Genomic DNA, 18725 nt, shown 5'->3' on the forward strand with positions numbered 1-18725 from the left:
TCTAAACCGCTGCTTCGCTCTGGCTTTGCTACCGGTTCTTCAGGCGTTAAATTTCTATGCATCTATCAAGCAGTCTGCATTAATATCTGCCAACCTGGGTGTACCGGCCAGTGCCATGGTCACTTCCAGCTCTTCCCGCAGTAGGCGCAACATATGGGCTACGCCCAGGGCGCCTGCCACGGCCAGGGCAAATACCTGAGGTCGGCCAATCAACACCGCGTTGGCACCTAGGGCCAGAGCTTTGAAAATATCGGTGCCGCGCTCGATACCGCCATCCAGCAGGATGGCATATTTCTCTCCCACACACTCCCGGATTTTGGGTAACACATCCAGCGCTGCAGGCACGCAGTCCAGTGTTCGTCCACCATGGTTAGAAATGACGATACCGTCGATCCCCATCTGTTTTGCCTGTACCGCATCATCAGGATGCAGCACTCCTTTCAGGATCACCGGTAAGCGGGTGTGCTGCAGTAGCCAGTTGATGTCACTCCAGGTCGGGGCTTCGCTCATCATGCCCTGAAACACTATGCTCTGTTCCGGCTCCAGTACCTTGCGGGGTAGCGGTGGACGGTCTATCAGATTTACAGCACTGATTTGCGGTGGCAGTTCGAATCCGGCACGTTGGGCACGGTTGCGGATGCCGTGAAGTGGTGCATCGACCGTTACCATCAGATGACTATAACCCGCTGCTTCTGCCCGGCGCACCAGACTCAGGGTGAAGTCCCGGTCCTGTTGAAAATACAGCTGGAACCATTTGGGGCCTTCCAGTGTGGCGGCCAATTGTTCCATGGAGGTGGATGCCAGTGTACTGACTACCATCCCCGTATCCAGCGCATTTGCGGCCCGCGCCGTGGCCATTTCGCCTTCCGGGTGAGCCAGGTGCTGAAAGGCTACCGGTGCCAGTAATACCGGATAACGCAGGGTTTGGCCTAATAACTCGGATCGTGTGCTGCCTTCGGTCATATGGCGCAAGATACGAGGTTGAATCAGGTGTTGCTCAAAGCTGTTACGGTTGCGTTTCAGGCTGATCTCGTCCGCACCACCTCCGGCGATGTATTCATAGATATCATGGGGCAGGTGCTGACGGGCATAGTGGCGGTAGTCAGCCAGACTCACCAGGTCAGAAGGGATGCTTTGCAGAGCCGGGGCAGGGTGTGACATGGAGCACTCCATTAGGTGTCGGCCAGTTGGCGTAGTAATTTGTGGTAGACCTGGGTCAGGTCAAGCACAGGTTTAGCGTCCTGACCAAGGTCTGTTGTCAAGCTGCGTATGGTGTTGTCGAGCTGGTAGAGTGCTTGACGCTGTTCATGCTGGCGCACCATGCTTTGTATCCAGAAAAATGCTGCCAATCTTTGTCCCCTTGTTACCGGCGTGATCCGGTGCAGGCTGGTGGAGGGGTAGAGCACCATATCGCCGGCATCCAGCTTGATGCGCTGGGTGTCATATTGGTCTTCAATTTCTAGTTCGCCGCCCTCATATTCGTTCTGTTCCGCCAGAAACAGGGTGGCAGAGAGGTCGGTTCTTAACCGGGTTGCACTGCCTGGGATCAAACGAATGGCGTTATCAACATGCAGGCCGTAGGTTTCTCCCTGCCGGTAGCGGTTAAACATGGGTGGCAGGATTTTCAGGGGTAATGCGGCCGCGACAAACTCGGGCTGGCGTGCCAAGGCAGCCAGAATAAAGTCTGCTAATTGTTGGGTGAGTGGATCATCCTGATCGAGTTGCTGGTTGTGTTTGTTGCCAATGGCCTGTGTCCCGGCGGTATTACGCCCGTCCTGCCAGTTGGCCTGATCCATGTGCTGACGCATCTGTTTAACCTGATCGAGGTTCAGCACTTGGGGAATGACAATGATCATGTTCGTTCCTGCAAAAGCTGCGGAGGGAAAGTCCCTCCGCAGTATGAGCTTAAAAACGGTAGCTGAGTGTCACGTTGGCACTGCGGGCATCACCCAGATAGACGATGCTGCCACCACGGTAGATAGCGGTGTAGTACTCCTTGTCGGCCACATTCTGCACATTGGCACGCAGTGACAAGTCCGGCTGGATCTGCCACAGGGCAAACAGGTCAACCACGGAATAGCCTGGTGCGCGGATGTTCAGGCTGGCACCGGTATCCGGCTGGCCGCCAAACATTTCGCTGGCATAGGTCAGGTTACCGCCAAAGGCAAAGTCAGAGGTCAGCTGGTATTTCAGCTGCAGGCTGGCGCTTTTCTCAGCAAAGTTGGCTTTGGGCAAGCCGATGATGTCAGGGTTATAAGATTCCAGCGTCTCTGAGTTCATCAGCGCGATACCAAATTGCCCGCTGAGTTTATCGGTTAGGTTACCCGATAGGCCGAGTTCGATACCTTCCACCCGGTTTTTGCCGGTGTTGAGGGTACCGCCGGTTGAGTATGAATCGGAGCCGCCCTCGATGACATCATCCTTGGTGGTCTGGAATACCGCAGCCGTCAGTAGCAGCTGCTCGTCCATTAGGTTCCATTTGGTGCCCAGCTCCCAGTTGGTAGACTGCTCCGGTTCCGCATGGGCATAGTTACCATCGCTGTCGACACACAGACCGCCGTAGCCACAGCTGGACCCGGCATCGGCTTCACCACCGTTGATATTGGAGGAGGTGCTCCAGCTGGCGTAAACATTACCGTTTGCCCAGGGTGAGAACACCACCCCCAGATGACCGTTCCAGAATCCATCGCTGAAGGCGTAGTTGGCTTCAGGAATAATGGTGCCGCGAAGCTCCCGTTCGGCGGTCCATAGCTTGTAATCGAAGTGGTCGTAGCGTACACCGCCAAACAGTTCCCAGTCCTGGTTCAGGGTGATGGTATCCATCAGGTAAACCGACCAGGTTTTCAGGCTCAGGTCTGACATTTTGTCACTTTTGCTGGTGCTACCTTGCCATAGGTTATTGTCAGCATTGTAGGGGTCAATGGTGAAAGTGTTGGTCTGATCGACACTGTAATTACCCGCCGCAACATCTTCTTGGGCGTATTCAACACCAGCGACGATGGTATGCCGTTTGCCACCCAGATCGGTGTCAATGATCAGGTTGGTCTGGTTGCCAAAGTAGTCATTATCTTGCCAGCCGGTAAAGGAACGGATATCGCCCCGGCGTGCACTGTAAGCGGTGATAATGTAGTCGTTACTGGTATTGCCGATACGGGTTTTGTTCTCGAGTCGCGCGGCATCTGAGAGCTGGTAATCCGCAGCGAGGGTGAAGATGTCGGCACTGGATTTCTGGAAATCCAGGCTATCCTGACCCACATAGTCGTACTTGTTGAATGATTGGTTATTACGGTCAAATGCCACGCCGGGATCGGTACGGTCATCGGCGCGGAAGTAATAATAATCTGCCGACAGCTTCAAATCATCGGTGGCCTGAAGTACACCAGACAGCAGGGCACCCTGACGCTGTTCAGCGGCCGGGTCACGGTCGGGAATATCGGTTTCGCCATAAAGGGCGTTGAGTCGTATCGCCAGACTGTCGTTGACCACCCGGTTGGCATCAAAGGTAAAACGGTGATAATCGTCGGTGCCCAGGCCGCCCTCAAGTTTGTTGAAATCATCATCCAGGCTGGCTTTCTTGGTGACGGTGTTTACCGCACCCCCAGTGGTGCCACGACCGGCAAAGGTGGAGCTTGGGCCTTTGCTGATTTCTACCTGTTCCAGGGCAAAGGTGTCGCGAGTGATCAGACCGGGTTCACGCAGGCCATCAGTGAACACATCACTGCGGGCTTCATAACCCCGGATAATATAGCGGTCACCAAAGGAGTTGCCGCCTTCGCCGGTACCCAGAGTGATGCCCGGCTGGGCGCTCAGCAGGTCTTTCAGTTCATTTTTACCCGACTCGTCGATCACATCCTTGGTCAGAACCGTCATGGTCTGCGGGGTGTCGGCAATATCCCGGGTGTGTTTACTGTCCGAGAGTTTTTTCGCCTTATAGGATGCACCTGGTTCGGCATAGGGGTTGGCATCAGGCGCAATGCCGCTGTCTTCTACGACTAGGGCATCCAGCTGAACCTCTTGCGCCTGAGCGGTCAGGGGCAGGGCGGCTGCCACGGCCAGCGCCAGACCACTGGCTAGTGAAATAGAGGACGGCACCCGGGTAAAACTCTGGTTCAGGTAGATGGGTGGAAGCGTTTTTTTGGACATAGGAATCCCCTTAACAGGCATAGAGCTGTTATTTTTCAGATAGTTAATAGGTTATTGGTTGAGTCGAAACTCGATCGGAATTTTGATAGTCAGTTCCGGTTCGCTGATAGCGTCCGGAAACGGTGGTAACGGACTGGCTGTTGTCAGCATCTGGATGACTGCTTGATTCAACCGCGGATAGCCCGCGCCTTTGAGTATTTTGTAATCAAGCAAGCGGCCATTGGCGGCCAGCCGGAAACTGATGTTGACTACCCCCTCTTCGCCCCGGCGACGAGAGGTGATGGGGTAACGTTTGTGTTTGGCCAGATGGGCCTGGATTAAAGCAAAGTAGGAACGCACAGCGCCTGGATTGCCACCGGACGTTAAACTATTGCTGCGGCCGGTGGATTGCTTGCGTTGGGCCTGGTGATTGTCTTGCTGCTGCGCCGGTTGCTGCGAAGATTGCTTGGTAGCCGTGTGTTCTGCGGGCACTTTGGCTTGTTTAACGCTGTTTTTTACGGGTTCAGGCTCAGGCTGTTGTGTTACCTGAATGGCCTCAGGTTCGGCCTGGAGTCGTGGTTGTATTTTGGGTTCGGCCTGCTGTGGGGCTGGTGTGGGTTCCGGCGGCTTTACCGCAGGTTCCGGGTCTGTTACCACGGGTTCAGGTCGCTGCTGGCTGTCCTGATTGGCATTGGCACTGCCCAAGTCACCCAGCATGCCGAGATCAATTTCAATGCCGGTATCGCCCTGTGCCTGTGCGCCTGATTGGGCGTTGTGGCTTAGATACAGCGCAGCCAACAGGTGCAAAGAGACTGCCGTCAGGATGGCTACCCCATAATGCCGCCAGTGAATCATGGTGCGACACCTGTGATCAGGCGGGTGGCCAGTGATATCCGTTGAATACCTGCTGCGTGTACCAGACGCAGGCGTTGCTGCAGCTGGCTGACCGGTAGTTGCGCATCAGCCTTGACCAACAGTGGCAGGCTTGAGTCAGATCGGCTGCTGGCCAACTGATTTAACGGGTTTTCCAGCAGACTGTGCGCCACCAGGTTGCCATCCAGATAACAGTTTCCTGCAGCATCAATCAACAGTTCATGGCGCTGCTGGTCGTTATCAGTATTGGCTTGTGATTCTGGCAGCTGGATATTCGCCGGATCGCTGGTTTGTATATGACCTGCGACCATAAAGAAGATCAGCATCAGAAACACCACGTTGATCAGTGGAATGAGATTGTCATCATTTCCCAGGGTGCTGGGCTTTTGTGCTGCAGGAATCATCATGGCATCAGGACTCCGCTCAAGGAGACTTTTTCAGCCCCGGCCTGATGCAGACGGTCCAGTAACTCTATCAGTGCCTGGGTAGAGACATCGGCCTTGGCACTCAAGACAAAGGCGGAGGCGGGTGCCTGGTTTATCAGCGCTTGCAGTTGTGCTGTCTGCTGGCTGGGATAACGTTGCCCGTCTATGCGGATGATGCCCTGATTATCCTGGAGTTCGATCTGGGTGATCTGTTCAGGTTCCCCGGTAGCCGCTGATGCGACAGGCAGATTAATTTGGCGCGTCTGCACAAAGCTCGACGACAGCATAAAAAACAACAGCAAGATAAATACCACATCAATTAATGGGGTCAGGCTGATAGCCCTTCTGCGGCTTATTGTCTGTAGCTCAAGCAACACGCTTGATATCTCCGCTGCCAGTCTTGCTGGTGGTTTGTTCACAGGTAAATACCTGCGTCACAGCATCGTTCATGCGGGCTGCTACACGTTCATTTTTACGTTCCAGCCAGGCATGGACAATCAATACCGGGATCGCTACCGACAGTCCCACGGCAGTCGTTAGCAGAGCCTGCCAGATACCCCCGGACAGTGTCGCCGGGTCAACTTGGCTGCCGGCCGCTTCCATCTGCTGAAAGGCGGTGATCATGCCCAGTACGGTGCCCAGCAAACCCAGTAGTGGGCTGAGCGTGGCGATAACTTCCAGAGGCCGCAGCAGGCTGCGTAATTGGTTTAGGTGTTTTTGTGCCAGCCGGCTAAGTTCTTCCTGTAATAATTCAGGGTTGAGGTGGTTGCGGTGTGACATTGCTGTAGCCACCAAAGCCGAAATCGGGCGGTGTGTTTTCAGGCAGGTGAGGGCGGTCTCGGTGTCGCGCTTACGCCAGTGGTTCAGGGCCATGCTGACATCGGTCGTGCGCTCAGGTTGCAGCAGCAGCAACTGCCATACTTTGATCAGTAAAATGCTTAAAGCAACGATAGAAAATCCCAACAAAATCCATACCACGGGTCCACCGGTCTGCAGTAGGTCCAGAATGCGTTCAGTGCCAGGCAGAGGGTAGATTTGTGCTGCATTATCTGCGTTGGAACTGACGATTTCAGCTGTAAAGTCTGAACGGATCTCAGCTGTCGCCGGCACTAAAGAGCCTGTCTGAGAAGGTGCTTGGGTTGCATGCAGCAATGGGGTGCTGGATTCGACTTGGCTGGCCACGATAGTCTCCGATGTAATTTTTAACGTAATATTAAACGGAATCATTCTCATTAGCAATACATTATCATTTAGGTTTGCGAATGTTGCTTTGCAATAAATAGGAATGTTGTTAAAGCGGAGTTGGAAGCAGAAAGCTGTCAGGGGCTTGCGGATATTGCAGAGGCAGGCAGTGACCAGAGGTAGATAAAGCAGCCGGTATAGCACCGGCTGAGAGGAGGGTAATTATGCAGTGCGCAGTTCCGCGATGCTTTGACGGATAATGTATTGGGCACCCCACAGACCAAGCCCGGCAATGCCAACCCCTACCAGCACATCAGGCCAGCCAGTCTGGCTGAGCCAGACGCCACCGCCAGCACTGATAACAGCAATATTGGCGATAGCATCATTACGAGAGCAGATCCAAATCGATTCATGATTCGCATCGCCTTTGCGATGGCGATACAACAGCAGGGCAACGCTGACATTGGTGAGTAGCGCCAGCAGACCAATCACGCCCATGACTTCAGCCTGTGGCATAACCCCGTCGATCATGTGACTGATGGAGCTGTATAACACGTAGAGTCCGACCAGCCCCATACATATCCCCTTAAACAATGCAGCAGCAGCGCGGGTCTGCAGGCTCATGCCGAGTACGACCAAAGTAATCGCGTAATTGGCACTGTCGGAAAAAAAGTCCATTGCATCCGCTGTCAGCGACAGGGACTGGCCCAAAGCACCGGCGATCAATTCAACAATAAACATCGTAAAATTGGCGATTAGCGCAATCCACAGAATACGCCGGTAACTTTTGTTTTCTATGCTGGCAGATGTGTCGCTGGCGCAGGATGTGCAGTGTGCACTCATCGCTCTTCCTCCTGTATGTGTTCAATCATATCCTGCAGGGTGCAGCGGATATGCTGGTCGTGGGCATGGTAATAGATATGGCGGCCATCCCTGCGTGGTTGAATCAGTCGGGCGCCACGTAACAAACGTAAGTGATGGCTGACCAGAGATTGTGAGGCGCCGGTATCTGAGACGATTTGTCCCACGGTTTTTTCCTGTTCCAGGCAGGCGACCAGAATGGCTAGCCGTGTCGGGTCGCCAAGCAGTTTAAACGTTTCTGCCAGCGAAATGAGGTGGTCATTATTCAGGTGCATAAATTAAAACAAATATATAAACATGTATTCATATATTTATTATAACATGCGCTTTTTCAGGTGCTATTCACTCTTAGTCGCAGCAAAACCTGGGCGTTGTGCACTATATTCAGCCAGGATTATGGCTGCTGATGTCATGGATGTTGCGCAAATGAGTTATTGCAATCTTATATAAGTAGATAAAAAAAGCCGCTGAAACAGCGGCTCTGAAAGTCAGATACGGTTACCCCTCCCCTTCATTAATAGCGGCTTCCGCACCGGTACTGGAGGCGTGTTTGTGGCGATACTGCTGCCAGCATTGTTGTATCAACGGCATTAACATAACCAGGGCTGCGATAATAACGATCGTAAGGGTTAGTGGACGCTGCCACAGGAAAGCAAAACTACCATCAGCGATAGTCAATGCCCGGCTAAGGTTATTTTCCATTAGACCGCCAAGGATATATCCCAGCAGCATAGGTGCCATGGGGAATTCCAGCAGTTTGAGGAATATCGCGATAACAGTAATTACAACCATCATTTGAATATCAAAGGTGTTAAAACTGACCAGATAAACCCCGGTAATAGAGAAGAACAGGATTAATGGAATTAGAATTGGGCGTGGTATCACTAATAGTCGAGAGATATAGGGAATCAGCGGTAGGTTCAGGATTAACAGAACCAGGTTACCGAAGTACATAGAGATAATTACTGACCAGAACACATCCGGGTTGTCTACAAACAGACGTGGGCCGGGTTGAATACCGTAAGCGATCAGTGCCCCAAGCATGATTGCGGTGGTGCCCGAGCCCGGAATACCTAGGGTTAACAGAGGTACGAAAGAACCGGTGGATGCTGCGTTATTGGCAGACTCCGGCGCAGCCAGACCCCGCAGAGAGCCTTTACCGAATTTAAGCTTTTCTTTGGCTGACGCCAGGTTACGTTCGAGACCGTAAGCCAGAAATGAGGCAATGGTGGCACCCGCCCCTGGCAATACGCCGACCAGGAAACCGAAAACGGAGGAACGGGCAACAGTTGGCGCGATCTCTTTCACTTCATCACGGCTAAGTTTCATGCTGCCAAGGCTCGACATATCGACCTGCTCTTCTTCCTCCCGGTGTTGGCCTTTGAGGACTGTCATGACCACTTCGGTTAGCGCAAAGGTCGCCATTGCCAACAGTAGAAAGCTGACCCCGTCAATCAGATCAACGCTGCCAAAGGTAAAGCGGGTGGCACCGGAGGTGACATCGGTTCCCACAGTGGCAACCATTAGGCCCAGGATGGTCATAAGCAGAGCTTTAATTACCTGTCCTTTACCGGAAAAGGCAGCTACAGCAGTAAGCCCGAGTATCATCAGTGCGAAATAGTCACCTGACTGAAAACTCAGTGAGACACTAGCCAGAGCTGGCGCGGCGAACAATAGAATAATCGCACCGATGGTACCGCCAGTGAATGAAGAATAAGCGGCTAATGCCAGGGCTTTGCCTGCTTGCTTATTCTGCGCCATGGGGTAACCGTCGAATGCTGTAACAACGGTACTGGCGCATCCTGGTGCATTAATCAGAATTGATGAGGTGGAGCCGCCAAATACGGCACCGTAATAGACTCCAGCCATTAGAATGATGCCGGAAGAGGGGTCCAGTCCATAGGTGATAGGGATCATCAGGGCTACGGCGGAGATAGGGCCGAGGCCCGGCAGCATGCCGATGAAGGTACCCGCAAAACAACCGACCACGACCATGAGTAGGTTAAATGGCATGACCGCTGTGGACAGGCCGGTAAAGATTCCGTCTAACATCGATTTAACCTCCAATCAGTTGAGCAAATACCCGGCCCGGCGCCAGATAAATATCTAGCAACTGGGTTAGAATCAGCCAGATAGCGGCACTAAAAGGCACAGATGCCAGTAACAGGATTTTTATGCGACGTTCGCCCAGCAGCCAATAGCCGCCGAGCAGAAACAATACGGTAGCAACAAAGAAGCCGAGCCAACCCAATGCAAGGCCAAACAGTACGATCAGCCCCAGTAACTTTGCCACCAGGCTGAAGTGATACCCAGCCAATTTCAGTGTCTGACTTTTATCTCTGGATGCAGTTACTAGCAGAGCGGTGGACAATACCAGGCCGATAACCGCCAGCGCATTGGGCAGGGTCCGGCCATGAAAAGGAGCGAATTCATCACCGGGTAATAGCGGAATGTGGCCTGCATAGTATCCGTAAGTGGCGGACAGTAATAAAAATATCAGTCCACCGATATGGTCTTTAGTGATTTGCATGTGGACTCCTGTGACAGGCAGCCTGCCAGCGGAATGTTGTCAAAATCTTGTTCGGCTCAGTCTTAAAAAACCGGTCAGAGGCCTTGCTGACATGACCGGAAAAATTGGGCCATTACAATGTGCGTACTGCTAAATCAGCGTAGAAAACCGAGCTCGCGCATCAGGTCGCCAACAATCAGCTCCTGTTTTTCAAGGAAGGTATTGAAGTCATCACCCGGACGGAACAGTTTGCTCCAGCCGTTGCGGCTGCGTACGGTTTCCCATTCAGGAGTGGCGTACATTTTTTCCAAAGTGATAATAAATTCTTGTTTTTTTGCGGCGGATAAACCCGGTGCAGCAAAGAAGCCACGCCAGTTAACGAAAGTCGCGTCATAACCTAGTTCAAGTAGGGTAGGGACGTCGGGCGCTGCGGCGTTGCGCTCATCGCTGGTCATGGCCAAAATTCGCACCTCACCGGCTTCTGCCAAGGTGAGGGCTTCACTGAAACCGGTAGACAAAATTTGTGTTTCACCTGATAACAGGCCGGCCATAGCTTTACCGCCGGCATCGTAAGCGACATAGCGTACCTGGCGGGCATCGCCACCTGCCGCTTTAAAGGCCAAAGCGGCAACCAGGTGATCCATACTGCCGCGAGCTGAGCCTCCGGCTACCTTCACTGATGCCGGGTTGTTACGATAATCAGCCATGACCTGAGTGAAGCTGGTATAGGGTGAATCTTTTCTCACCACAAAAGCGCCATAGTCACCAATAGTGGCAGCAACCGGTGTCAGGTCACGGAAAGACTGCGGGAATACCTTAGACAGTGAACGAATGACAATCGGAGTGGAGTTCACCATCAGGGTGTCCTGATTCTGTTCAGCGGTTTCGATTAAATGCGCAATGGCTTTGCCTCCACCGCCCCCGGAGAGATTTTCATAGGATACGGTATCAACCAGTTTGGATTTGTTGAGTGCTTCACCAATACCACGCGCCGTCGTGTCCCAACCGCCACCAGCACCGCCGGGGATTAGAAAATGCAGGGTTTCTAAGGCTGACGCTGGCATGGAGGTGCCTGCTATACAAGTGGCGAACACTGCGGCTAAGACTGGTTTACGCGAAAAGATGCGGGCTTTGCTAAACATGACGAGTACCTCGGACTGTTATCTTTATGTATGTCGTTGGTTAACTTAATTCTTGTCAGTGATATATAAAAGCTTATGAATTTAAAGGGTTTTTAATACATAAAGTACATTTTGTGCATAAAGTTTACGGGACAGTTCAGGTGCTAGTGGCTAGCCTTAATTCAGACATACTGAAGGAATTTTCTGTTGTTTAGTCGTTTAAGAATCAAAACCCGCATGATCCTGATACTCGGGTTTATGGCGCTGTTGCAGACCGGTTTGATAGGCTGGTTTGCCATGTTGTATCTGCAGCAGTCGCTTGATGAACAGATTGGCCAGCGTGCACTGCATGTCGCCCGCACCATAGCGGCGATGCCAGAAATAGGCTCAGCAGTGCAACAAAGAGACAGTGATTTTCTGATGCCGATCAGTCGACAACTGGCCGAAACCACTGAAGCGCGATTTGTGGTTATTGGTGATCAAGATGGCATTCGTCTGGCGCATCCGGTTGCAGATAAAGTGGGGCGCTCCATGAACGATGATGACCGTGATGACAATACTGCCGTACTGATAGAGGGGCGTGATTTTATTACCCGGGATAAAGGCAGTCTTGGCTGGTCGATGCGGGGCAAAGCACCGATATTTTCTGCTGATAGGGCAAGCATCATTGGCGTTGTGTCGGTAGGTTATGACCTGGTTAGGGTGGAACAGGTGATAAGCCGGTATCAATTAACGTTAATGGCTGTGATTTTGTTGTCATTTTTGCTGAGTGCAGTCACCGCCGCTTGGTTTGCCAACCATTTTAAGAAAGCGATTTTTGGTCTGGAACCTGAGCAAATTGCGCGCCGTTTTCGAGAACAGGAAGCAACTCTGGAATCGGTTAGAGAGGGTATTATTGCTATCAATACCGAAGGGCGCATAACCACTTTTAATGCTGCTGCAGTGAGAACTCTGGGGCTAGGTGAGAGTACCCGGCTTAGTGGGCGTTTAATTGAAGAGATACTGCCGGGCAGTGCCATGATGGATGTGTTAACAACCGGGGAGCCAGAGTATGACCTTGAGGTCTGGCGGGATGATCACAACCTGATCGTCAACCGTTTGCCATTACAGCAAAACGGGGCAATAACCGGGGTAGTATCCAGCTTTAGGCGCAAGGACGAATTGGACCTTGTCAGTGAGAAACTGACTCGAATTGAGCAGTATGCCGATAGCCTACGCAGTCAGTCCCATGAATACATGAATAAACTGCACACCATCGCCGGACTGATTCAACTGGCTGCCTATGATGAGGCGCTGCAACTCATTGGACAGGAAACTCATAGCCATCAGGCGCTGATTCACTTGCTGGTAGAAGCCGTAACTGATCCTATCCTGGCGGCCTGCCTGTTGGGTAAATATAACCGCGCCCGGGAGATGGGGCTAACACTTGAGATTGATCCGGAAAGCCAAATGCATGAATTACCCGCACATCTGCCGAAACAGCAGTTGGTAAGCATAATTGGTAACTTGATAGAGAATGCGCTGGAAGCGACGCTGAAATGCCATGGAGAAGGTGGCGAAGTTCATCTGACAATGACAGATCTGGGTAATGATCTAATCTTTGAAATAGAAGATCAGGGTCCCGGCTTAAACGAAGCAGAACAGCTGCAAATTTTTCGTAAGGGTGTCACCAGTAAACATGAACGGGGGCATGGTTTAGGTTTGCACCTAGTACAAAACCTGTTGGCCAATTTGGGTGGTACTGTGACGGTAGAACCCGCAGAGAGTGGCGGTAGCCGGTTTATTGTTTACATTCCTAAAAATAAGGGTTCGGCGTGAATTTGATAACCGTTGTGATTGTAGAAGATGATCGCCAAATTGCTGAAATTCAGCAGCGGTTTCTGGAAAAAATCAGTGGTTTTCAGTTGGTCGGGATAGCCCATGGAATAGCTCAGGCAGAAGATCTGGTGGAGGTCTTTAAGCCAGACCTGCTGTTATTGGATATTCAGTTTCCTGATGGCACCGGGCTTGATTTACTTAGGCGGTTGCGTGCTGCCAATAGCGCGGTAGATGTCATTTTGATAACGGCTGCCAAAGAGGTGGATACCTTGCGCGAGGCAATGCGTGGTGGTGTGTTTGACTACATCCTCAAGCCTCTGGTTTTTGAGCGCCTGCAGGAAGCACTCAGTAACTATTGTGAACATATGCAGAAAATGTTGGCAATGCAATCATTGGCACAACGGGATGTGGATACCCTGCTACCACGGAGTCATTCTGCTGCAGCTGACATGATGGAGCCAGCAACAGACGTGCGACTGCCTAAAGGCGTTGATAGTTTGACACTGGAGAAAGTGCGACGGGTCTTTATCGAGAAATTCGATAGCCTCAGTGCAGAAGAGGTGGGTCAGATGATCGGTGCCAGCAGAACCACGGCCAGGCGATATCTTGAATATCTGGTGAGTAGTCACGAGTTGGAAGCGGAAGTTGCTTACGGCACAGTGGGTCGACCTGAGCGTCGTTACCGGAATCGGCAGGAGTAGTTCGGAATTTTGTTAGTGCTATTCATGCCAGTCGCCCTGAGTTAGCGAGCATTGCTGAACTGAGCTGCTATACAGCAGGGGATAGATTGCTCATGCGCCAAGTTGTTGTAGGTCTTCAATCACCAATCCGGTGACTTCATCGAGATGGGCAGCATCACACTATATTGCTGGCACAATCCCGAAGGTGATGATCTCAGCTGCAGTGCTTTGCAGACTGAATAATGCTAGCAAGCATGCAATGAGGTAGGGCTGGATTCTTGTCATATAACAATCTTTCACAGAGGATCGACGAGCTGACTATCAGGTACAGTGACTTAATTTAGCTAGAAAGAAGTGCTTACCCGAACCTTTACCTGCATTAAGGTGTAACGTTATATCTGTGTATCGACTGCTGCCTGCTTTAAATTAAGCTTTAGTCAGCGCGACTTAAGTCGATAAATACCGAGCATAATTTGTAATGCAGCCACCATGGGCGCAAGCATGAGCGATAACAATAAAAGTACAATCCTGATTGTAGATGATGAGGCATTTAATATTGTTGTCTTATCGGATCTGTTGAAAGCTGAGTATAGGATCATTGTCGCGAAAAGCGGCGAGCAGGCACTTAACCGTGTGCATGATGAAGTACGCCCTGATCTTATTTTGCTGGATATTATGATGCCGGATATGGATGGTTATGAGGTGTGTTCTGCACTTAAAGCTGACCCGGCGACCGCTAATATTCCGGTTATTTTTGTATCGGCAATGAGTGATGGCATCGATGAAGATCGCGGCCTGAAAGTGGGTGCCATTGATTATATTCGTAAGCCTGTAACACCTGCGATTGTCCGGTCTAGGGTCCGTAACCATCTGGCGCTCAAAATTGCTCAGGATCAGTTATCCCGGCAGAACGAAGTATTAGAAGCATTGGTTCAACAACGAACTGCAGAGCTGGTGACGACACAGGATGTCACCATTATGGCCCTGGCATCACTGGCAGAAACACGCGATAACGAAACTGGTAACCATATTCGGCGTACTCAGCATTACGTTAAAATCCTGGCCGAAGAGTTGGTTGCTGCCGGGCATTACACCGATGAACTGACGCCTGAAAATATTGAGTTGTTGTATAAGTCAGCTCCGCTTCACGATATTGGTAAAGTGGGGATACCGGATAGTATTCTGCTGAAGCCGGGCAAACTTGAGCCGGAAGAGTTCAGAATTATGATGACGCATGCTGAACTTGGCGCTAAGGCGTTGCAGCAGGCAGGTGACAGTTTATGCAGTAATGCAACTTCCTTCTTGCGCTACGCGAGAGATATTGCTGCTTGCCATCATGAAAAGTGGGATGGTAAAGGCTACCCCAGAGGGTTGTCAGGTGACGATATACCTCTATCAGCACGGCTGATGTCGTTAGCTGATGTGTACGATGCATTGATCTCTAAACGGGTATATAAGCCTGCGTTCAGTCATGAAAAGGCCGCCAGTATTATCCTTGAGGGGCGTGGCACTCATTTTGAACCAGTGATAGTGGATGCCTTTCAGCGCACAGAGCAGGATTTTCAGGTGATAGCTGCCAGATATAAGGATGTTGAATAAAAAAAGCGGCGATAAAGCCGCTGTTTTTAGGTCGGGGATTTAAAGCACGCCGCCTAGCAAGCCACCAGTCAAGCCGCCATCCGCATCGCCCAGCAAACCGCCCAGGTCTGTCTCGCTACCTAACAGGCTGCCGACTACAGCATCGTCGCTTCCCAGTAAGCCTACAACCGTACCCGTTAGGTCGCTAACTAGCCCTTCTTCAGTGTCGAGTAATCCGCCAACGATGTCTGCATCACCACCCAGTAGGTCATCAATTGCGCTTTGATCACTGAGTAGGCCGGTTGTGCTGCTGATTAGCCCGGCATCGTCGCCGCCCAACAGGCCACCGGTCAGGCTTTCATCGCCACCAAGTAGACCCTCGGCAGTGCTGGTTAGACCGTCTAGTAGCCCGGCATCACTGCCACCCAGCAAGCCATCACTGAGGCCTAAACCTACGTCATCACTCAGCAATCCATCTCCGGTGCCTCCGAGTAAACCTGTTACGGTTTCAGTCAAACCACTGACAAGACCGGGATCGGTGTCGTTGATTAGCGTATCGAGTAAGCCTGTGGCAGTGCCCAAGACTTCTGTGTCGCTAATTAACCCTTGATCAGCGATCGCAAGATCAAGGCTATCAGCCAATAGATCTGTGCTGGTGTCGACTAGGCCGTTAAGTGTATCTGTCGGGCCGATAAGAACATTATTCAGTGTCTCGGACAGGCCTAAATCAGGTACCAGTTCACCTGTCAGCGTGCCTATCAAACCATCATCGCTGATGATAAGGCTATCGACAATAGCTGTGCTGTCGCTGACGGCTGTTTTCAGGGTGCCGGTTGCAGCATCGATGAGGCCATCGGTTGCCGTAGTTAGGTTCCCCTGGGCCAGTTGATCCAGCGCATCTGTGGTCGCGTCAACAATGTTGTCCGCACCCAATGTGGTACCGTTTAACAGATTTTGTACCGCCGTTGTGGTGGTTGAGCCAAGTACTCCGTTGGTTGTTACAGTGATGGTTTCTGTTAAGCCATCCAGTACATCTGTGGTGGCAAAGACCAGTTCATCGACGCAGCCGGTCAGGTTGCAGGTTTCGGTTGTCTCGCCGGTATCAGTGCTGGTGTCGTTGTTGGTGCTTTCGTCAATGTCACCGCCGGTATCACCAGTATCCTCTTCAATATCAGTACCGGTATCAGTATCGATGCCTGTTGATTCGCTGCTGGTGTCAGCCATATTTTTAATGCTATGGCTCCCCTGACAGCCTGCGATGACTGATAACGCAAGCAGGAGTGTGCAGTATTTGAATAGTTCCTTGATCTTCATTGCCTCAACCCCGAGTGTTGTTGACTGTCTTTTGTTGGTTTGGCTTTAGCGAAAAATGTAAACAGATATCAAAAAGCGGCTTTGCAGCCGCTTTTAGGTTGTGGTGTCTACAGTATTCCGCCTCCCAGGGAATCGAGAATCGGATCATCAATGGCTTCATCAACTGTATCTGTCAGTCCATCTACAGTGTCTTCTTCACTGCTAGACAGGGTTGCATCCACCAGCCCCAGCACGCCATCGACGATGCCATCCTCCGAGCTATCACTGCCACCCAATAGGCCAACACTGCCACCCAATAGACCATCGCTGCCACCCAATAGACCATCGCTGGCATCTGACAGGTCACTGATAGTATCTGTGACTCCGGTAACTAGACTGGTATCAACGGCGTCTGTGTCGAGTGTATCGGTCACGGTGTCAGTCAAACCGGTACTGCCTAACAAGCCTGCTTCTCCCAGCACTGGTTCGAGCGCACTGTCTAGCAGGTCAGTGGTTTCATCTACGATGCCATCTAAGGTTTCAGTGGTATCTGATACCAGGTCATCAACTGTTTCAGTCAGCCCCAAATCAGTTGTCAGACCACCAGTTACACCGCCGAGTAGTCCTGCGGAACCATCAAGTAGTGAACCGGTACCACCTACCAGGCCATCGACAACATCTGTAGTGCTGTCTACAACGGTAGCTACTGTATCGGTGGTGACATCAACCAGATTATCTAGGTCACCAGTGACGTCGCCTTCAATCAGGCTATCTACAACATCGGTTGTGGCATCCGCGATGTCGTCTAAACCGCCGGTAGTACTATCCAGCAGTGAATCCAACTCGTCGGTTGTACCGTCGCCCAGCACAATGTCGATAGTGTCAGTGGCATCATCAGTTATGTTGTCTGCCAAATCTGTGGTGGTAAAAACCAATTCATCAATGCAGTCGGTAAGGGTGCAGGCGCCAATTTCACCGCCGGTATCGCCACCAGTATCACCGCCAGTATCACCACCGGTATCCCCACCGGTATCCCCACCGGTATCCCCACCGGTATCACCGCCAGTATCACCGCCAGTATCACCACCGGTATCACCGCCAGTATCGCCACCGGTATCACCGCCGGTATCACCACCGGTATCACCACCGGTATCACCACCGGTATCACCGCCGGTATCACCACCGGTATCACCACCGGTATCACCGCCAGTATCACCACCGGTATCGCCACCAGTATCACCGCCAGTATCACCGCCAGTATCACCACCGGTATCGCCACCGGTATCGCCACCGGTATCACCGCCAGTATCACCACCGGTATCACCGCCAGTATCACCACCGGTATCGCCACCAGTATCACCGCCAGTATCACCACCGGTATCGCCACCAGTATCACCGCCAGTATCACCGCCAGTATCACCGCCAGTATCACCGCCAGTGTCACCACCGGTATCACCACCGGTATCACCGCCAGTATCACCACCAGTGTCGCCCGGAATTTCAACTCCTGGGTCGCCGCTACTGCCCGCAACATCTTTGAGAATGTATTTGCCGTTACAGCCTGCGATAGCAGATATGGCGAGTGCCAGGGCGCAGTGTTTGAATAATTCTTTTATGGTCATAACCTCAATCCCGAGTTTGGAGTGACTTCCTTGTGCTGTTATCAGTAGTGAGCAAGTTGTTTTTTTATTACATTGCCAACCGGCTCTGGTTGCATAACAACAGCAGATACATTGTCAGATAAGTTAACTATATATATTTTGACTATAACTTGAGTCAAGTTTAAATAAAATTTTATTTAAAAGCTCGTTTTAATTTCCCTTTCCATATGGCGTGTATTTGGGTGACTTAGTGAACAAGAAAACGGTGTGGTGAGAAAAGCCTGGTGTCTCTAGCGACAATAAAAAAGTGGCCCAGGGCCACTTTTTCTCAGGTGATGAATAGCGCTATAGGGTTACAGCAACCCCCCCAGTGCAGTGTCCAGTAATGGATCATCAATAACTTCATCAATTGCATCAGTGAGGGTGTCAACGGCATCCCCTTCATCTGCTAACACAGAATCTGCTGTATCAAGCACAGTATCAACTATGCCAGTGTCGCTGGGGGAGTCAAAGCTTGCATCCAGTGCCAGGTCAGCATCCAGGGATGCATCGCCTAGCAGGCCATCAGTAGTGTCAGCCATCAGACTGTCTGTTGTATCACCTAATAGTGAATCAGCCGTATCCAGCAAACTGTCGGACAGGTCCGTGGTATCACCTAGCAG

The 18725-nt window shown here is 51.5% G+C and carries 18 protein-coding genes; 3 read left to right on the top strand and 15 right to left on the bottom strand.

Going from position 1 to position 18725, the window contains the following annotated elements; genetic code table 11:
- Positions 1-54: 54 nt before the first annotated feature.
- The 12 genes from ACFVYJ_RS01965 to ACFVYJ_RS02020 form a co-directional block, all read right to left on the bottom strand.
- Complete coding sequence (locus ACFVYJ_RS01965) at positions 55-1161, bottom strand: alpha-hydroxy acid oxidase (RefSeq protein ID WP_419414503.1); 1107 nt, start codon at positions 1159-1161, stop codon at positions 55-57.
- Positions 1162-1172: 11 nt separating this feature from the next.
- Positions 1173-1856, bottom strand: a complete 684-nt coding sequence (locus tag ACFVYJ_RS01970) for a Fe2+-dependent dioxygenase (RefSeq protein WP_419414504.1) — start codon at positions 1854-1856, stop codon at positions 1173-1175.
- 49 nt (positions 1857-1905) lie between these two features.
- Positions 1906-4143, bottom strand: coding sequence for a TonB-dependent receptor (locus ACFVYJ_RS01975; RefSeq protein WP_419414505.1), 2238 nt, complete (start codon positions 4141-4143; stop codon positions 1906-1908).
- A 51-nt stretch (positions 4144-4194) separates the two neighbouring features.
- Entirely contained in the window at positions 4195-4977 is a 783-nt protein-coding gene (locus tag ACFVYJ_RS01980; RefSeq protein ID WP_419414506.1) for a TonB family protein, read from the bottom strand.
- On the bottom strand, positions 4974-5402 hold the full coding sequence (locus tag ACFVYJ_RS01985) for an ExbD/TolR family protein (RefSeq protein ID WP_419414507.1): 429 nt from the start codon (positions 5400-5402) through the stop codon (positions 4974-4976). The genes ACFVYJ_RS01980 and ACFVYJ_RS01985 overlap by 4 nt, the downstream gene beginning before the upstream one ends.
- Positions 5399-5797: an ExbD/TolR family protein gene (locus ACFVYJ_RS01990; RefSeq protein WP_419414508.1), complete on the bottom strand. Its 399-nt coding sequence runs from the start codon at positions 5795-5797 to the stop codon at positions 5399-5401. The genes ACFVYJ_RS01985 and ACFVYJ_RS01990 overlap by 4 nt, the downstream gene beginning before the upstream one ends.
- On the bottom strand, positions 5787-6602 hold the full coding sequence (locus tag ACFVYJ_RS01995; protein ID WP_419414509.1) for a MotA/TolQ/ExbB proton channel family protein: 816 nt from the start codon (positions 6600-6602) through the stop codon (positions 5787-5789). The genes ACFVYJ_RS01990 and ACFVYJ_RS01995 overlap by 11 nt, the downstream gene beginning before the upstream one ends.
- A gap of 222 nt (positions 6603-6824) precedes the next feature.
- Positions 6825-7445 carry a cation efflux transmembrane domain-containing protein gene (locus ACFVYJ_RS02000; RefSeq protein WP_419414510.1) on the bottom strand — a complete coding sequence of 207 codons (621 nt, stop codon included), beginning with the start codon at positions 7443-7445 and terminating at the stop codon, positions 6825-6827.
- Positions 7442-7738, bottom strand: a complete 297-nt coding sequence (locus ACFVYJ_RS02005) for an ArsR/SmtB family transcription factor (RefSeq protein WP_419414511.1) — start codon at positions 7736-7738, stop codon at positions 7442-7444. Before ACFVYJ_RS02005 ends, ACFVYJ_RS02000 begins: the two co-directional genes overlap by 4 nt.
- 223 nt (positions 7739-7961) lie before the next feature.
- Positions 7962-9515, bottom strand: coding sequence for a tripartite tricarboxylate transporter permease (locus ACFVYJ_RS02010; RefSeq protein WP_419414512.1), 1554 nt, complete (start codon positions 9513-9515; stop codon positions 7962-7964).
- 4 nt (positions 9516-9519) lie between these two features.
- Positions 9520-9993 (bottom strand): tripartite tricarboxylate transporter TctB family protein, encoded by a 474-nt coding sequence (locus ACFVYJ_RS02015; protein WP_419414513.1) that lies wholly within the window; start codon positions 9991-9993, stop codon positions 9520-9522.
- Positions 9994-10127: 134 nt separating this feature from the next.
- Complete coding sequence (locus ACFVYJ_RS02020) at positions 10128-11114, bottom strand: tripartite tricarboxylate transporter substrate binding protein (protein ID WP_419414514.1); 987 nt, start codon at positions 11112-11114, stop codon at positions 10128-10130.
- Positions 11115-11330: 216 nt separating this feature from the next.
- On the opposite strand from ACFVYJ_RS02020, the gene ACFVYJ_RS02025 reads away from it, so the two are divergent.
- From ACFVYJ_RS02025 to ACFVYJ_RS02035, 3 genes are all read left to right on the top strand, one after another.
- A complete protein-coding gene (locus ACFVYJ_RS02025; protein WP_419414515.1) occupies positions 11331-12911 on the top strand; it encodes an ATP-binding protein in 1581 nt (526 codons plus the stop codon).
- Entirely contained in the window at positions 12908-13612 is a 705-nt protein-coding gene (locus ACFVYJ_RS02030; RefSeq protein ID WP_419414516.1) for a response regulator, read from the top strand. The genes ACFVYJ_RS02025 and ACFVYJ_RS02030 overlap by 4 nt, the downstream gene beginning before the upstream one ends.
- Positions 13613-14092: 480 nt before the next feature.
- Positions 14093-15190 (top strand): response regulator, encoded by a 1098-nt coding sequence (locus ACFVYJ_RS02035; RefSeq protein ID WP_419414517.1) that lies wholly within the window; start codon positions 14093-14095, stop codon positions 15188-15190.
- Between the two features lie 39 nt (positions 15191-15229).
- Here ACFVYJ_RS02035 and ACFVYJ_RS02040 read toward each other — a convergent pair whose 3' ends face one another.
- The 3 genes from ACFVYJ_RS02040 to ACFVYJ_RS02050 all read right to left on the bottom strand — a co-directional run.
- Positions 15230-16393: a hypothetical protein gene (locus ACFVYJ_RS02040; RefSeq protein ID WP_419414518.1), complete on the bottom strand. Its 1164-nt coding sequence runs from the start codon at positions 16391-16393 to the stop codon at positions 15230-15232.
- Between the two features lie 197 nt (positions 16394-16590).
- On the bottom strand, positions 16591-18084 hold the full coding sequence (locus ACFVYJ_RS02045; protein WP_419414519.1) for a hypothetical protein: 1494 nt from the start codon (positions 18082-18084) through the stop codon (positions 16591-16593).
- 332 nt (positions 18085-18416) lie between these two features.
- The coding region (locus ACFVYJ_RS02050) for a hypothetical protein (RefSeq protein WP_463254802.1) at positions 18417-18725 on the bottom strand (309 nt) is incomplete at its 5' end.

The organism is Pontibacter sp. JAM-7, assembly GCF_048548695.2.
Lineage (GTDB): Bacteria > Pseudomonadota > Gammaproteobacteria > Pseudomonadales > Balneatricaceae > Neptuniibacter.

Excerpts from the sequence above, each read along its gene's own strand:
- ACFVYJ_RS01965 (WP_419414503.1), bottom strand. The coding sequence starts at position 1,161 with ATGTCACACCCTGCCCCGGCTCTGCAAAGCATCCCTTCTGACCTGGTG.
- ACFVYJ_RS01985 (WP_419414507.1), bottom strand. The coding sequence starts at position 5,402 with ATGATGATTCCTGCAGCACAAAAGCCCAGCACCCTGGGAAATGATGAC.
- ACFVYJ_RS02005 (WP_419414511.1), bottom strand. The coding sequence starts at position 7,738 with ATGCACCTGAATAATGACCACCTCATTTCGCTGGCAGAAACGTTTAAA.
- ACFVYJ_RS02025 (WP_419414515.1), top strand. The coding sequence starts at position 11,331 with ATGATCCTGATACTCGGGTTTATGGCGCTGTTGCAGACCGGTTTGATA.
- ACFVYJ_RS02020 (WP_419414514.1), bottom strand. The coding sequence starts at position 11,114 with ATGTTTAGCAAAGCCCGCATCTTTTCGCGTAAACCAGTCTTAGCCGCA.
- ACFVYJ_RS01980 (WP_419414506.1), bottom strand. The coding sequence starts at position 4,977 with ATGATTCACTGGCGGCATTATGGGGTAGCCATCCTGACGGCAGTCTCT.
- ACFVYJ_RS02015 (WP_419414513.1), bottom strand. The coding sequence starts at position 9,993 with ATGCAAATCACTAAAGACCATATCGGTGGACTGATATTTTTATTACTG.
- ACFVYJ_RS01970 (WP_419414504.1), bottom strand. The coding sequence starts at position 1,856 with ATGATCATTGTCATTCCCCAAGTGCTGAACCTCGATCAGGTTAAACAG.
- ACFVYJ_RS02035 (WP_419414517.1), top strand. The coding sequence starts at position 14,093 with ATGAGCGATAACAATAAAAGTACAATCCTGATTGTAGATGATGAGGCA.
- ACFVYJ_RS02000 (WP_419414510.1), bottom strand. The coding sequence starts at position 7,445 with ATGAGTGCACACTGCACATCCTGCGCCAGCGACACATCTGCCAGCATA.
- ACFVYJ_RS02010 (WP_419414512.1), bottom strand. The coding sequence starts at position 9,515 with ATGTTAGACGGAATCTTTACCGGCCTGTCCACAGCGGTCATGCCATTT.
- ACFVYJ_RS02045 (WP_419414519.1), bottom strand. The coding sequence starts at position 18,084 with ATGACCATAAAAGAATTATTCAAACACTGCGCCCTGGCACTCGCCATA.
- ACFVYJ_RS01975 (WP_419414505.1), bottom strand. The coding sequence starts at position 4,143 with ATGTCCAAAAAAACGCTTCCACCCATCTACCTGAACCAGAGTTTTACC.
- ACFVYJ_RS02040 (WP_419414518.1), bottom strand. The coding sequence starts at position 16,393 with ATGGCTGACACCAGCAGCGAATCAACAGGCATCGATACTGATACCGGT.